The organism is Amycolatopsis alba DSM 44262, assembly GCF_000384215.1.
Taxonomy (GTDB): Bacteria; Actinomycetota; Actinomycetes; order Mycobacteriales; family Pseudonocardiaceae; genus Amycolatopsis; species Amycolatopsis alba.
The window spans coordinates 4907723-4923328 of the sequence record NZ_KB913032.1; the positions used below are offsets into that span (position 1 = coordinate 4907723).

Sequence of the window (15606 nt, forward strand, 5' to 3'; positions counted from 1 at the left end):
TGGTTCCATCGTGGGCGTGAACGGGCGGCGAACAGCGGCAGGAACCGACGCGCGGCTGGTCCGCACGCCGGTCACCGGCACGCCGTCGTTCCAGTGGGATGCCGGCGCCCGCCGCCTGCTGGCCGCCCCGGACGGCTTCCGCCGGGTCCTCGGCGGCCCCGGAACGGGCAAGACGGCGCTGCTGGCTTCGGCGGCTTCGCGGCGGATCGCGGAGGGCGCGAACCCGGAGAGCGTGCTCATCCTGACCACCTCCCGCAAGGCCGCCGAGGTCCTGCGCGCCGACATCACCCACCGGCTCACCACCGACCCGGAAGAGGATCCGCTGCCGCGCACGATCCGCGAGCCACTCGTGCGCACGGTGCATTCGTACGCGTACGCGCTGTTGCGCATGGAGGCGCAGGCCGACGACCTTCCCCCGCCCCGCCTGCTGGCCGGGGCGGAACAGGACGTCGTCGTCCGGGACCTGCTCGCCGGTGACCTCGAAGCGGGTGCCCTCGACTGGCCGGAACAGCTGCGGCCCGCGCTGAACGTTCCCGGTTTCGCCGAGGAACTGCGAGACCTCCTGCTCCGCGCCGCCGAACGCGGCCTGGGCCCGGAGGACCTGGTCGAACTCGGCAGGAGGCGTGATCGCGTCGAGTGGATCGCGGCCGGGCGGTTCTGGAGCCAGTACGAAGAGGTCACCCTGCTGCAGGGCGCGGGCGGCAACGCGCTCGGCGTGGCGAGCGCGCCCGCGCTGGACGCGGCGGAGCTCGTCACTTCGGCGCTGCTCGCACTGGAGGACGATCCCGAACTGCGTGAACGCGAGCAGCGCCGGGTCCGGCACCTGTTCGTCGACGACGCCCAGCATCTCGACCCGCTGCAGACCCAGCTCGTCCGGCTCATCGGGCACGCGGCCGACGAGTTCGTCGTCGCGGGCGATCCCGATCAGTCCGTGTTCTCTTTCCGCGGCGCGGATCCCCGGCTGTTCGCCGACGCCGACGAAGACGGCGAGCGCACGGTCCTGCTGACCACCGCGCACAGGCTCGCCCCGGTGATCCGCACGGCCGTCACGAAACTCGGTTCCGTGCTGCCCGGCTCGTCGCCGCAGCGCAAACTCGTCGACGCGCCGGACGCGGAGGGCGGCGCTGTCCGTGTCCGCCTGATGCCAACCCCGGCTTCCGAGGCGAGCTGGATCGCCGATCAGCTCCGCCGCGCGCATCTCGTCGACGGCGTGCCGTGGTCGGAGATGGCGGTGCTCGTCCGGTCGCCCGCCCGTACTTTCCTTGTCCTGCAACGTGCGCTGCGGGCCGCCGGGGTGCCGATCGGCTCGGCGACCGAGGAACTGCCGCTCGCGAAACAACCTGCCGTCCGGCCGTTGCTGGCGATGCTGCGGCTCGCCGCCGATCCGGAACTGCTCGACGTCGACCTCGCCGAGATGCTGCTGTCCTCGCCCCTCGGCGGCGCGGACCCACTCGCCCTGCGCAGGTTGCGCCGAGGCCTGCGCCGGCTGGAGCTCGCCGGAGGCGGACAGCGGTCCAGTGACGAGCTGCTGGTGGAAGCCTTGCGTACCAACGATGTCCTCACCGGGCTCGCCGAGGTCGAGGCACTGCCGATGCGCCGGATCGGTGGCCTGCTGCACGAGGCGCACCAAGCCGTGGTGCGGGGCGAAGGTGTCGAGCAGGTGCTGTGGGAACTGTGGCAGAACAGCGCCCTGGAGCAGCGTCTTCTGCGCCTGGTCGATCGCGGCGGTTCCTTGGGCTCGCAGGCGGATCGGGATCTCGACGCGATCGTCGCGCTCTTCGACGCGGCCGGTCGCTATGTCGACAGATTGCCGAAGGCGAGTGTCGCGTCGTTCGCGGATTACCTGTCCGCGCAGAACATCGCCGGTGACACGCTGGCGCCCGCGGCCATGAAGAGCGAAGGCGTCTCGCTGCTCACAGCGCACGCGTCCGCCGGCCGGGAATGGACGGTCGTGTCGATCGCCGGTGTCCAGGAGGGCAGCTGGCCGGATCTGCGGCTGCGCGGTTCCGTGCTCGGCGTGGAACGACTGGTCGACCTCATGTCCGGCGTCGACGACGAGAAGGTGTCCGCCACCGCGCCGATCCTCGCCGAAGAACGGCGGCTGTTCTACCTCGCCGCGAGCCGCGCGCGGAAGACGTTGCTGGTCAGCGCGGTCGCGGGGGAGGACGAGCAGCCCTCGCGGTTCATCGACGATCTGGAGGAGAACGGCGCGGACGACGGCGGCCTCGACTCGCGGATGAAACCGGCGGGACGGTCGCTGGTGCTCGCCGAGCTCGTCGGAGAACTGCGCGAGGTCGTCTGTGACGAGACGAGCGAGCCCGAAAGGCGGCAGCGGGCGGCGCGTCAGCTCGCCAAACTGGCCGACGCCGGAGTGCCGGGCGCGCATCCCGGCACCTGGTACGGGCTGCTGGAACCCTCCACCGACGAACCCGTGCACGGGCCGGGCGACCTCATCCGCATCTCACCGTCCACCGTGGAGGTCCTGGTCAAATGCCCGCTGCGGTGGCTGATCGAACGGCACGGCGGCAGCGATCCCGCGCAGCTCGCGGCCGTCACCGGGACCCTGGTGCACGGTCTCGCGCAGGCCGTCGCGGGCGGCAGCAGCGACGAGCAGATCCGCGCGGCGCTCGACGAGGCGTGGGTGCGGGTCGACGCGGGGGCGCCGTGGTTCTCGCGCCGTGAGCGGTCGCGGGTCGAGCAGATGCTGCGGAACTTCATCTCCTGGCTGGAATCCAGCCGCAAGGAGCTGATCGAGGCAGGCGTCGAGCAGGACATCGAGGTCGAACTGCCGGTCGGGGATGACGACGTCCGTGTGCTCCTGCGTGGTCGCGTCGACCGCGTCGAGGTGGACAAGGACGGCCGCCCGGTCGTCATCGACATCAAGACCGGCAAGGTCCCGATCTCCGCCTCGGACGCCGAGGAGCATCCGCAGCTGGCCGCGTACCAGCTCGCCGTGCTGCTCGGCGCGGTCGAGGGCGGTTCGAAACCCGGTGGCGCACGGCTGGTCTACGTCGCGAAGTCCAACAACAAGACCGGATCCACCCAGCGTGAGCAGGCGCCGCTGGACGAGGACGGCGGCAAGCAGTGGCTCGAACTGGTGCGTTCGGCGGCCGGATCCGCGGCGGGCCCGGAATACGGCGTCACCGAGAACCCGGACTGTGATCGTTGCCCGGCAAGGGGTTGCTGCCCGCTGCGGCCCGAGGGCAGGCAGGTGACCGGTCCTTGATCTCCGAACTCCAGCGCCGCCAGGTCGAGCCAGGCGAGATCGCCCGTGCGCTCGGCCTGCACAGCCCGACCGACGAACAGGCCGAGGTGATCGCCGCGCCGATCGAGCCGTCACTGGTCGTCGCGGGCGCGGGCGCGGGCAAGACCGAGACGATGGCCGCGCGCGTGGTGTGGCTGGTGGCCAACAGTGTCGTGCCGCCGGAACGCGTCCTCGGCCTGACCTTCACCCGCAAGGCCGCCCGTCAGCTCGCCGAACGCGTCCGCACCCGGCTGCGGCGCCTGGTCGGATCGGGGCTGCTCGACAAGATCGACCCGACCGGCGACCTGCGGATGACGGTGACCGCCGGGGAGCCGACGGTGCTCACCTATCACGCGTACGCCGGGCGGCTGCTGTCCGAACACGGCCTGCGGCTGCCGGTCCAGCCAGGGGTGCGGCTGCTCTCGGAGACGTCCTCGTGGCAGTTCTCGCATCGTGTGGTGTCCACTTGGGACAATGACCTCGACACCGATCGCGTGCCCTCCACGGTGACGGCGCAGTTGCTCGCGCTGGCCGGGGAACTCGGCGAGCATCTGGTCGAGACCGAACGGCTGGCGCAGTACACGTCGTGGCTGTGCGACGTCATCGAGAAGGCGCCGCGGGCCAAGGGGCAGCGCGCGGCCCTGCCGCAGAAACTGGCCGAAGTCATGACGGCACAACGGTTCCGGCTCGCCCTCCTGCCGCTGGTCGAGGCGTATCACACGCGGAAGCGGGCGGAAGGCGCGCTCGACTTCGCGGATCAGATGTCGCTGGCCGCGCAGCTCGCCAGCAGTTATCCGGCGGTGGTCGCGGGGGAGCGCGAGCGGTACGGCGCCGTGCTGCTCGACGAGTACCAGGACACCGGGCACGCCCAGCGGATCCTGCTGCGGTCGCTGTTCGGCGGTGTCGAACATCCGCCGATGCCGGTGACGGCGGTGGGCGACCCGGCGCAGGCCATCTACGGCTGGCGCGGGGCGAGCGCGGCGAACCTGCCCCGGTTCACCACGGACTTCCCCCGTGACAACGGCGAACGGCTCGTCCCGGCGCTGGATTTCGGGCTGCTGACCAGTTTCCGCAATCCGCCCGAGGTACTGGAACTCGCCAACGCGATCTCGGAACCGCTGCGGGAACGCGGTCTCGGCGTCGCGCGGCTGCGCGCGCTGGAAGGGGCGGGAACGGCCGACATCGCGACAGCGCTGCTGCCGGACATCCGCGCCGAACGCGAGTGGGTGGCCGACGCGATGGCGAAGCGCTGGTTCGAAACCGTGGAGGAGACCGGAAAACCGCCGACGGCCGCGGTGCTGGTGCGCCGCCGCGCCGACATGGCGCCGATCGCGGCGGAGCTGCGGGCACGCGGTCTTCCGGTCGAGGTCGTCGGACTCGGCGGTCTTCTCGACGAACCCGAGGTCGCGGACCTGGTCAGCACGCTGCGGGTGCTCGCCGATCCGCTCGCGGGCAGCGCGGCCGCCCGGTTGCTGACCGGGGCGCGCTGGCGGATCGCGGCGGCCGACCTCGCGGCATTGTGGCGCCGGGCGGGCGAACTCTCCTCGCCGGTTCCGCCGTCGGGGAAGTCCGATGTGGACGAACCGGTACTGGTGACCGAACGGGTCGAACAGGCGGGACTCGCCGACGCGATCGACGATCCAGGTACACCGGAGCGGTATTCGCCCGAGGGCTACCGGCGGATCCGGCGCGTCGGCAACGAGCTTTCGGCGTTGCGGCGGCGGCTCGACCAGTCGCTGCCCGAACTGGTCGCCGACGTGGAGCGCACGATGCTGCTCGACGTCGAATCGCTGGCCCGGCCGGGCCCGGCCGGGCGAGCGCATCTGGACGCTTTCGCCGACGTCGTCACGGATTTCGCCGAGACCTCGCCGACGGCCACTCTTTTGTCCTTTGTGGACTACCTGAACACGGCCGCGCACGCGGAGGACGGGCTCACTCCCGGTGAGGTGGAGGTCGTGCCGGACCGGGTCCAGGTGCTGACCGTGCACTCGGCCAAGGGGCTGGAATGGCGCATCGTCGCGATTCCGCACCTGGTCAAGGAGGTCTTCCCAGGGAGGCGGCGGTCTTCGTCGTGGTTGCGGACGTCGACCTCGCTGCCGGCCGCGCTGCGCGGGGACTCGGAGGATCTGCCGGAGCTGCGGGTCGCGGAAGGCTATGACCGCAAGGAAGTCCAGGAAGCGCTGGAGCTGCACGAAGAGGGCTTCGTCGCGCGAGAAGCGGACGAGGAGCGGCGGCTCTGCTATGTCGCACTGACCCGCTCCGAGCACACCATGCTGATTTCCGGTCATTGGTGGAACGAGAGCAGCGCGCGGCCGAAGGGGCCGTCGGAGTTCCTGCTCGAAATCGGCGAAGTGATGCGGGAGAACTCGGTCGGCCGGATCGAGCACTGGGCCGACGAGCCGGAGGCTGACGGGCAGAATCCCCTGGTCGCCGACTCACGCCGGTCCCGGTGGCCGGTCGATCCGCTGTGGCCGCGCCGCGAGGGGGTCACCAACGGCGTCGATCTGGTGCTCGGTGCGATGGAAGACGCCGAAGAGGGCTTCGAGGAAGACGAGGACGATCCGGACGGCTGGATCTCCGACACCAAGGTGCTGCTGGAGGAGCGCGCGCGGGCGCGGGACCGGGTGCAGCAGGTCGTGCTGCCGCCGCATCTTTCGGTGAGCCAGCTGGTCGAGCTGTCGGCCGACCCTGCCGCGCTGGCCCGACGGCTGCGACGGCCGCTTCCCGTGCGCCCCAACACTTACGCGCGCCGGGGGACGGCGTTCCACGGCTGGCTGGAGCAGCGGTTCGGCGGCGAACAGCTGCTGGAGATCGACGATCTGCCGGGGGCGGCGGACGTCGACGAGGCGCCCGATTCGGAGCTGGAGGCGCTGCAGACGGCGTTCGAGAAGAGCGAGTGGGCGCACCGGGTGCCGCACGCCGTCGAGGTCCCCTTCTCGGCCGACGTCGTGGGCGTGACGCTGCGCGGGCGGATGGACGCCGTGTTCGCCGATCCCGACGGCGGCTGGACCGTCGTCGACTGGAAGACCGGCTCCGTCCCGGAGAAGGACCGGCTCGCACCGCTGGCCGTGCAGCTGGCGGCGTACCGGCTGGCGTGGGCCGCGCTGAGGAAGGTGCCGGTGGAGAAGGTGCGGGCGGCGTTCCACTACGTGAAACACGACAAGACCGTCCGTCCGGCGGATCTGCTGGACGCCGAAGGACTGCGGCAGCTCCTGCGGAGCGTCCCGGCTATCTAAGCGCGGTCGCGGACCTTGAGAGCCCAGGTCACCAGCGGGATCTGCAGCGGGACGCGGGCCCAGAAAGCCGCTCGCCAGTGCTTCGGGGCCTTACGGCGGTCGGCGTCGACGGCCATCTTCACGTTCCCCGGCAGGACCACGACGAACAGCAGCGCGGCCGCGAGCCCGCCGAGACGTCGCGTCTTCGGGTTGGCGACCGCGGCGGCGACGCCCAGCTCGGCCACGCCGGAGCCGTAGGTCCACGCCCGAGCGGAGCCAGGGAGCTGCTTCGGGATGATCGCGTCGAAGGGCTTCGGCTGGACGAAGTGCAGGACGCCGGCCGCCCCGAGCAGGCCGGCGAGGAAATAAGCGGGCCGCTGGGACGGCTTGGAATCCGAAGACATGCCCTGAGCTTCGCATACCGCGCTGAACGTAAGGTGCGTCGGCTATCCTCGGCGACCGTGAGCGACGCGGACCAGGCCGGAGCCTGTGCATGAGGGTTCTCAAGCGTTTCCCGGTCAGGCTGAGCGACCGCCCGGACCACGAGCTCGTCGGCGTGATCCGGATGCCGGAACTGACGGTCAGCCCGATGCGGTCGATCTTCAAACGGATCATCGGCGCGATGCTCGCCCTGCTGGCGACCGTGCTGATCGTCTACCTCGACCGGGACGGCTACCGCGACGCCAACGGCGACGGGCTCAGTTTCCTCGACAGCCTCTACTACGCGACAGTGTCGCTGTCGACCACCGGTTACGGCGACATCGCGCCCGCGACGTCGTCCGCGCGGCTGGTGAACGTCCTGGTGATCACCCCGCTGAGGGTGCTCTTCCTCATCGTCCTGGTCGGTACCACCCTCGAAGTGCTCACCGAGCGCTCCCGCCAGGCTTTCAAGATCCAAAAGTGGAGGACGAAGGTGCGTGACCACACGGTCGTCGTCGGATTCGGCACGAAGGGCCGGTCGGCGGTCAACGCGCTGCTCGGGGACGAGAACGTCGAACCCGACCACATCGTCGTCGTCGACACCGACCAGCAGGCCCTCGAAGCGGCTACGTCACTCGGCCTGGTGACCGTGCACGGCTCGGCCACCCGCGCCGACGTGCTGCGCGTCGCCGGTGTCCAGCGGGCCAAGGCCGTCGTCGTCGCCCCGAACCGGGACGACACCGCCGTGCTGGTCACGCTGACCGCGCGCGAGCTGGCGCCGAAGTCGCACATCGTGGCGTCGGTGCGGGAGGCGGAGAACGTCCACCTGCTCAAGCAGTCGGGCGCGAACCAGGTCGTGGTGTCGAGTGAGACCGCCGGGCGCCTGCTCGGCATGGCGACGTCGACGCCGCTGGTGGTCGACATGGTCGAAGACCTGCTCACCCCCGAATCCGGGCTCGCGATCGCCGAACGCCCGGTGGAACCGTCCGAAGAGGGCGGTTCGCCGCGGCACCTGCCGGACATCGTGCTGGGCGTCGTCCGCGACGGCGTCCTGTACCGCGTGGACGCTCCGCAGGCGGACGCGATCGAGCCGGGGGACAAGCTGCTGTACATCCGGAAGGTGACCGCCGCGGAGACGATCGAGCGGTAGCAGGGGACCTTTGGTATCGCCGTCCGGGCTCGCTGTGTTTTGCCACGAGGTTCTGGGAGCATGGCGATCGTGCGCAAGCGATCGGACCCCGCCAGAGGGCTCACCCCTGGGTGGAACTCCCTGGCCGTGGCGGCCGGTGCCGGCCTGCTGGTGATCTTCCTGGCCTGGTTCGCCGGGCCAGGGCTGTTCGGCATCTCGAACGACACCCAGGGGACGACCGTGCGGGCCGAGGTCCTCGAGCCCGCGCCCTGCACGGGCGGCGGGGCCAGCGAGAAGGTCAAGTTCGAATTCGGCGGCAAGCCGATGGAGGGTTCGCTCAACGGCTGCGGGCACGGCAAGGGCGAGCGCGTCGACGTCGTCGTCCCCGACGGTGCTTCAGGCGACGGGGTCTCGGTGCACGCTGTCGACGCGACGGCGGGCGCCAGCGACGCGCGGCGGCCGCTCGGGCTGGCGCTGCTGGTGTTCAGCTGCTTCGCGGGCGGGATGTACGTCTTCCTGGTGCTGCGCGGCCCGCGCGTCCCGGTGGCCGCCTGATCGACGCTCTCCCGCCGGGTCGCACCGGGCCAGGGTGGCCGTGTTGTGGCGTTTCGGGTTCTGATCCGAATCGCCACTCACGACCAGCTGTACCGACGTCTCACCGCCGCGTGACCGGTCGGACGGCTCGTGTGATCAGACGGACGACACGCGTGACTGCGTGGACGACACGATCGCGGCCGGGTGCCCGCCGTGAGTCATCCAGCCGGTCACGTGTGTCGTCCGTCTGATCACGCGAAACCGCCCGCCAGTGGGTACCTGAGACACGGTTGGCCCTAACCCGAATCGCCACTCACGACCCCTCGGCCTGGCGGTCTGCGGGTCGGCGGCGTTGTGAAAGCCACTTTCGCAACGTTGAAGGTTGCGAAAGTGGCTTTCACAACGTCGTCCGGCGAGGCCACGTGCCCGATGGGCGGTAGCGGTCGCCCGAACTCACGAGCCCCGCGTCCGGCGCAAGCTCCGCGAGTACATGAAGGCCCCTTCACCGCGCCTAGCGCAAGGAAGGGGGCCTTCATGTACTTCGGATCGTCAGGAAACGGCGCTCGCCGGGGCCGAGAAGGTGTTGCAGTCGGCGATCCGGTTGTTGCTCGCGCCCGCCCGCCACCAGGACGCGTAATGCGCGTTCGTCCCGTGGTCCTGGCTGCGCGAGGTGTTGTCGCCGCGGGTCTCCTGGTCGTTCCACGCCTTGTTGTACATGTCGCGGGTGACCGTGCCGCCCTGGTCGACATGCGCGCCGAGGAACATCCCGGAGAAGCACTGCGCCTGCAGTTCCTTGCGCCGCGACATCTCCAGCCCGGCGGGGCTGTTCTGGCCCGACTCGTAGATCTTCTGCCAGGCCGCGTCCATCAGCCCGGCGACCTCCTGCACGTGATGCCCGTACTCGTGCGCGAAAAGAGCCAGGTAGACGCCGGGGTTGTTGCCGTACTGGTCGGTCTGCAGACCGCGGAACGGCACGTAGAGGTTGTTCTCGCAGTAGTACGCCGCCGTCGCGATGCCCACCTGGATCGTGCCGCATTCGGTTTCGAAGCTGGCCCCGGTCGGGAAGTGCAGGGCGGGCGGGGTGAACGGCAGTTTGTAGGCGTCGAGGAACGGGCCCCACGCGTTGTCGAGGCATTTGCCCGCCGCGGTGAAGAACGCCTCGGCCGCCTGCTGGCTGCTCTGCCACTGCGGCAGCGCGCAGACACGGTTCTGCAGGCCGGCGTTGGGATCCTGGAGGATCGGGTGGTCGCCGAGCTTGAGGATCTTCTGCGGTCCGCTCGACGAGGACGGCGCCTTGGTCGGCGACGTCGGGAACGGGTTCGTCGAGGACGAGGGCGACGCGGACCCGCTCGGCGGCAGCTCCGCCGGTGAGGTCGGGTTCGGCAGCGTGCTGTAGCCCGCGTTCGCTACGTGATCATTGCCGTCACGATTGAGTGAAACGATCGCGACCAGGCCGAGTACCAGTACGGCGACCGCGCCGAGGCAGATCCCGACGATCGCGCCGACGGACCTGCGTTGCGGCGGCGGGTACTGGTGCGGCGCGCCGTGCCACTGGGGCGGAGGATGGCCGTGCACCTGGGGAGGTGGCTGACCGTGCACCGGCGGTGGCTGGACGGCGCCGCGTGGCGGCCACTGGCCGTGGGGCGGTTGCGTCATCAAGTCGGTCCCGGTGGTTCTAGGGGCGAACCGGGGGCACCCGGTCCGATGTTCAGCATAACGAGCTAACGGCCTCCCCTCCCACTGCTCGGCTGCAGAGGGTATCCAGAGTGAGGCGAGTGGTCACCCGTCAGTGTCGTCCCCCCAGCTCTGGCTGGGTGTCGGACCCTCTGGAAGAGTGTGCGTAAGCAACATGAACGGGTAAGGGGCTGTCGCATGACGGAGACCGGCGGACCGTCCGGGCCGGAAGGTACCGAGACGCCGAAGCCGCAGGCGGACACACCAGCACAGCCGCAGGCGGGCACACCGGCACAGCCGCAGGCTGACGCGCCGACGCCGCCGCAGGGTGAAGTGCCGCCGGCGCCGGAGCAGCAGTGGCAGTCCCCGTCCGGGGCGACGCCGCCGCCTCCTCCGCTGCCGTCCTATCAGGCGCCGCCGCAGCAGTACCCGAACTGGAAGGTCGGTCTCGGCAGGCCGGGGGTCATCCCGCTGCGCCCGCTGAACCTGACCGACATCCTCGACGGCGCGGTCACGGCCATGCGCAAGTACTGGCGGATGGTCTTCGGTGCCGCCGCGGTCACCGCCGTGCTCACCGCGGCCCTCAACCTGGTCGGGCTGCTGCTGGTCGACACCACCGGTGACCTCGAGAAGGTCCGTGAACTGGGCCCGGCGGCCACCGATCAGGAACTGCTGAACCAGATGGTCGGCGTCCTGGGCGGGACGCTGGCTTCGTCGTTCATCACCCTCGTCGCCACGCTGCTCGGGACGACCATCCTCACCGGCTTCCTGACCGTCCTGATGGGCAAGGCCGTGCTGGGCAAGCCGGTCACCTTCAAAGAGGCGCTGAAAGAGGCGACGCCGCGGCTGCTGCCGCTGCTCGGGCTGACCGTGCTGTACACGCTGGCGATCCTGGTCGCCGCGATCTTCTGCCTGTTGCCCGCGATCGTCCCCTACACCTTCTGGGCGCTGGCCAGCCCGGCGTTCATCCTCGAACGCGGCACCGTGATGGAGGCGTTCCGCCGGTCGGTGAAGCTGGTCTCCGGGATGTTCTGGCGGGTCTTCGGGATCCTGCTGCTGGCGTACGTGATCTCGTCGTTCCTGGCGTCGATCATCACGATCCCGTTCAGCTTCAGCGCCTTCCTGTCCATTTTCGGCAATCTGGACCAGATGTACGTTCCGTCCACCGGTGACCTGATCCTGCAGTCGGTGGGCACGGTGATCGCGCAGACGGTCGTCGGCCCGTTCACCGCGCTGGTGACCGTGATCCTCTACATCGACCAGCGGATGCGCCGCGAGGGGATGGACATCGAACTGGCCCGTGCGGCCGGGATCACGCCGCCGCCCCCGCCGCAGGCATGGTGACGCGCTTCCTCACCGACGTCCCGGTCGACATCGACCGGGACACCGCCCGGCTGCGCGCGGCCGAGGAGCTTTCGGGCCCGGCGTATCAGAACGCGAAACCGAGCTGGCTTTCCGAGGCGTTCAGCTGGGTGCTCGAAAAACTGACGAGCTTCCTCGACACCGTCGACAGCGCGGTGCCCGGCGGGATCTTCGCCGTGTTGCTGCTCGTCGTCGTGCTGATCGTGCTGGTGGTGGTGATCCGGCTGCGGTCCGGCCCCTTGGCGACGGCGGCGAGGAGCGGCCGGGCCGTGTTCGCCGGGCAGCGCAAGGCTTCCGGCGAACACCGCAGGGCGGCCGGGGAGGCCGCGTCGCGGGGTGACTTCGACGATGCCGTCCGTGAGATCTTCCGCGCCGTGGTGCGGTCGTTGGAGGAGCGGGCGCTGCTGGACGAGAAGTCCGGCCGGACCGCCGACGAGGCCGCCCTCGAAGCCGGACGGCTGCTTCCCGACGTCGCCGTCCCGCTGCGCGCCGGCGCCCGGTTGTTCGACGACGTCCACTACGGCGGCATCCCGGCCACCGAGGCAGGCTACCGCTCACTGTCCGAATTGGACGATCGCTGCCGTCGTGCCCGGCCCGTCGCCTTGGCGGCCGGATGACCTCGGTTTCGCCCGACGCCCGCCGGATCTGGCGCGGGGTGCGGCTCCCGCTCGCGGTCGTCCTCCTGATCCTGGTGACCGGGACGCTGCTCGTCCTCGTCCAAGGCGAGCAGACCACCGGCGCGCTCGAACCGGGTTCCTACGAGCCCGGCGGCAGCCGCGCGCTGGCGACCTTGCTGGAACGGGAAGGCGTCAAGATCACCACGGTGCACACGGCGGCCGAGCTCAAGGGCGCCGCGGCGGGCGCGACCGTGCTGATCACCCAGCCCGCCTACGTGCCCAAGCGTGCCTTCGCCGACATCAGGCGGGACGCCGGTCATGTCGTGCTGGTGCAGCCGAGTCCGGGCACGGTCGACGAAGTCCTCCCCGGTGTGCGGGTGAACGGCCAGCTCGAGACCGAGACCCGTGCGCCCGACTGCCAGGCCGAGGATCCCCTCGCCGCCGGGAGCGCGACGATGGGCGGCCTGAAGTACGCGGCCACGCAGCCGAGGGCGAGCGATTGTTACGGCGGCTCGTATCTCGAAGTGCCCGGTCCACAAGGGACGGTGACGGTGCTCGGCGCCCCCGCGCCGCTGACCAACGAATGGCTGGACAGCGAAGGCAACGCGGCGCTCGCGATGCGGATGCTCGGGAAACACGAGCGGCTGGTCTGGTACCTGCCGACGCCCGCCGATCCGTCGCTGGAGAACGAGAAGAAGCCGCTGTCCGAGCTGATCCCGGCGGGCTGGTCCTACGCCGCCTTGCAGGCCGGTGTCGCGGTGGTCCTGCTGGCGCTGTGGCGCTCGCGGCGGCTGGGGCCGGTGGTGACCGAACCGATCCCGGTCGTGGTGCGCGCGGCCGAGGCCACCGAAGGACGGGCACGGTTGTATCGCAAGGCGAAGGCCGCCGCGCACGCCGGGGAGACCCTGCGCGAGGCGGCCCGCGCGCGGCTCCGGCCGCTGCTGGGGCTCACCCGTGACGCGGAACCCGCCGCACTGGTGGAGTCCGTCGCCGGGCGGACCGGCCGGGCGCCCGCCGAAATCGGCGCACTGCTGTACGGGGACCCGCCCGCCGACGACACCGCGCTGGTGCGGCTGGCGGACGGACTCGATGTCGTGGAACGAGAGGTGGAGCGGTCTTGAGTACCGAAGTGTCCAGTGTGGACGGCGCGGCCGAGGCGCGGGCGGCGCTGATCGCCCTGCGTGCCGAGGTCGGGAAGGCCGTGGTGGGCAATGACGCGGCCGTCACCGGGCTCATCATCGCGTTGCTGTGCCGGGGACACGTGCTGCTCGAAGGCGTTCCGGGGGTGGCGAAAACGTTGCTGGTGCGGGCTTTGGCCGCCGCGCTGGACCTGGAGACGACACGGGTGCAGTTCACGCCGGACCTCATGCCGGGCGACATCACCGGCTCGATCGTCTACGACGCGCACAGCGGCGAGTTCTCCTTCCGTGAGGGCCCGGTGTTCACGAACCTGTTGCTGGCGGACGAGATCAACCGCACCCCGCCGAAGACGCAGTCGTCACTGCTGGAGGCGATGGAGGAGCGGCAGGTCTCCAGCGACGGCAAGACGCGGCCGCTGCCCGACCCGTTCATCGTCATCGCGACGCAGAACCCGGTCGAATACGAAGGCACGTACCCGCTTCCCGAGGCGCAGCTGGACCGGTTCCTGCTGAAGCTGACCATGCCGATGCCGTCCCGTGAGGACGAATTCGGCATCCTTTCCCGGCACGCCCAGGGTTTCGACCCCCGCGACCTGGCCGCGGCCGGGATCAGTCCGGTCGCCGGAGCCGCTCAGCTCGACGCCGCGCGGCGCGCGGTCGCCGGGGTCACCGTGCGCCCCGAGGTGCTCGCCTACATCGTCGACGTCTGCCGGGCGACGCGGTCGCTGCCGTCCGTGCGCCTCGGTGTTTCCCCGCGTGGCGCGACGGCGCTGCTGGCCGCGACGCGGGCGTGGGCGTGGCTCGCCGGTCGCGACTACGCCACGCCGGACGACGTCAAAGCCTTGGCACGGCCGTCTTTGCGGCACCGGCTCGATCTGCGGCCCGAGGCCGAACTCGAAGGCGCGACCGCCGACGGTGTGCTGGACCGCGTCCTCGCGTCCGTGCCCGTTCCACGCTGATGGCCGTCACCGGGCGGCTCGGGCTGCTGGCGCTCCTCGCGGCGCCGGTGGTCGGTCTCCTGCTGCCATCGTGGGCGGGGATCGGGCTGGCCGCGGCGGTGCTGCTTCTGCTGGTGGTGCTGGATCTCGTGCTCGCCGGGAGTGTGCGACGGCTGCAGTTCGCGCGGTCCGGCGCGACGTCCGTGCGGCTGGGGGAGGCCTGCGAGGTCACGCTGACCGTGGCCAATCCCGGTGGCCGTCCGGTGCGCGCGCGGCTCCGGGACGCGTGGCCGCCCAGCGCAGGCGCGGACGACCGGCACCGCCTGACCCTCCCCGCGGGGGAACGCCGTGTCGTGACCACCCGGCTCCTGCCGACCCGGCGCGGCGACCGGACCGCGGCCAGGGTCACCGTCCGGTCGACCGGGCCGCTGGGACTCGCGGCGCGGCAGGGTTCGCACGACGTGCCGTGGACCGTGCGCGTGCTGCCGCCGTTCCACAGCCGCAAGCATCTGCCGTCGCGGCTGGCACGGCTGCAGCAGCTCGACGGCCGTAACGCGGTGCTGATCCGGGGCCAGGGCACGGAATTCGACTCCCTGCGCGAGTACGTGATCGGTGACGACGTCCGGTCGATCGACTGGCGGGCCTCGGCGCGCGCGTCCGACGTCATGGTGCGGACGTGGCGTCCCGAACGTGATCGGCACGTGGTGCTGGTCCTCGACACCGGCCGCGTCTCGGCGGGCCGGGTCGGCGACGCGCCGCGGCTCGACGCGGCGATGGACGCTGCCCTGCTGCTGGCCGTGCTCGCCGCGCGGGCGGGCGACCGCGTCGACCTGCTGGCGTACGACCGGCAGGTCCACGCGGCGGTCCAGGGATCGTCGGATCTGTTGCCCGCCTTGGTGAACGCGATGGCGCCGCTCGAACCGTCGCTGGTCGAGACCGACGCGCGGGGGATGATCGCCGAGGTGCTGCGGCGGACCAGGCGGCGCGCGCTGGTCGTCCTGCTGACCGGGCTGGACGCGGCGCCGCTGGAGGAAGGCCTGTTCCCGGTGCTGGCCAAGCTGACGTCGCGGCACCAGCTGATGATCGCCTCGGTGGCGGACCCGCGGGTCGCCGAGATGGCGGCGGGGCGCGGCGACGCGGAGGCCGTCTACGACGCGGCCGCGGCCGAGCGGGTGCTGGCCGAACGGCGCCAGGTCACCGCGCGGCTGGCGCGGCACGGGGTCGAGGTCGTCGACGCCGTCCCCGAGGACCTGCCGCCGCGGCTGGCCGACCGCTATCTCGCGTTGAAGGCGGCCGGACGGCTGTGAGTGCCGCGAGCCGGCTCTCTGGTGAAC

The 15606-nt window shown here is 71.0% G+C and carries 11 protein-coding genes; 9 read left to right on the plus strand and 2 right to left on the minus strand.

From position 1 onward, the window contains the following. Positions 1-10 precede the first annotated feature (10 nt). Together AMYAL_RS0123650 and AMYAL_RS0123655 are read left to right on the plus strand one after the other, a co-directional pair. Complete coding sequence (locus AMYAL_RS0123650; RefSeq protein ID WP_209447246.1) at positions 11-3226, plus strand: ATP-dependent helicase; 3216 nt, start codon at positions 11-13, stop codon at positions 3224-3226. After that, complete coding sequence (locus tag AMYAL_RS0123655; protein WP_020633740.1) at positions 3223-6480, plus strand: ATP-dependent helicase; 3258 nt, start codon at positions 3223-3225, stop codon at positions 6478-6480. Before AMYAL_RS0123650 ends, AMYAL_RS0123655 begins: the two co-directional genes overlap by 4 nt. Here the strand turns inward: AMYAL_RS0123655 and AMYAL_RS0123660 are convergent. After that, positions 6477-6863: a DoxX family protein gene (locus tag AMYAL_RS0123660; protein ID WP_020633741.1), complete on the minus strand. Its 387-nt coding sequence runs from the start codon at positions 6861-6863 to the stop codon at positions 6477-6479. The genes AMYAL_RS0123655 and AMYAL_RS0123660 overlap by 4 nt on opposite strands. 89 nt (positions 6864-6952) lie before the next feature. On the opposite strand from AMYAL_RS0123660, the gene AMYAL_RS0123665 reads away from it, so the two are divergent. Beyond that, entirely contained in the window at positions 6953-8029 is a 1077-nt protein-coding gene (locus AMYAL_RS0123665; RefSeq protein ID WP_020633742.1) for a potassium channel family protein, read from the plus strand. Positions 8030-8155: 126 nt separating this feature from the next. Continuing rightward, the gene (locus tag AMYAL_RS0123670; RefSeq protein ID WP_020633743.1) at positions 8156-8563 is read left to right on the plus strand and encodes a hypothetical protein; all 408 of its coding nucleotides are present in this window, start codon (positions 8156-8158) and stop codon (positions 8561-8563) included. Positions 8564-9091: 528 nt separating this feature from the next. On the opposite strand, the gene AMYAL_RS0123675 is transcribed toward AMYAL_RS0123670, so the two are convergent. Next, positions 9092-10198 carry a neutral zinc metallopeptidase gene (locus tag AMYAL_RS0123675; RefSeq protein ID WP_245193001.1) on the minus strand — a complete coding sequence of 369 codons (1107 nt, stop codon included), beginning with the start codon at positions 10196-10198 and terminating at the stop codon, positions 9092-9094. Positions 10199-10414: 216 nt separating this feature from the next. Between AMYAL_RS0123675 and AMYAL_RS0123680 the strand changes: the two genes are divergently transcribed. From AMYAL_RS0123680 to AMYAL_RS0123700, 5 genes are read left to right on the plus strand one after another with little or no spacing between them, the layout of a single operon-like run. Next, on the plus strand, positions 10415-11560 hold the full coding sequence (locus AMYAL_RS0123680) for a DUF7847 domain-containing protein (protein WP_020633745.1): 1146 nt from the start codon (positions 10415-10417) through the stop codon (positions 11558-11560). Continuing rightward, positions 11554-12195 (plus strand): DUF4129 domain-containing protein, encoded by a 642-nt coding sequence (locus AMYAL_RS0123685; protein ID WP_020633746.1) that lies wholly within the window; start codon positions 11554-11556, stop codon positions 12193-12195. Before AMYAL_RS0123680 ends, AMYAL_RS0123685 begins: the two co-directional genes overlap by 7 nt. Beyond that, positions 12192-13316, plus strand: coding sequence for a DUF4350 domain-containing protein (locus AMYAL_RS0123690; RefSeq protein WP_020633747.1), 1125 nt, complete (start codon positions 12192-12194; stop codon positions 13314-13316). The genes AMYAL_RS0123685 and AMYAL_RS0123690 overlap by 4 nt, the downstream gene beginning before the upstream one ends. 17 nt (positions 13317-13333) lie before the next feature. Then, positions 13334-14293 (plus strand): AAA family ATPase, encoded by a 960-nt coding sequence (locus AMYAL_RS0123695; RefSeq protein WP_020633748.1) that lies wholly within the window; start codon positions 13334-13336, stop codon positions 14291-14293. Beyond that, positions 14293-15579, plus strand: a complete 1287-nt coding sequence (locus AMYAL_RS0123700; protein ID WP_020633749.1) for a DUF58 domain-containing protein — start codon at positions 14293-14295, stop codon at positions 15577-15579. Before AMYAL_RS0123695 ends, AMYAL_RS0123700 begins: the two co-directional genes overlap by 1 nt. Positions 15580-15606 lie beyond the last annotated feature (27 nt).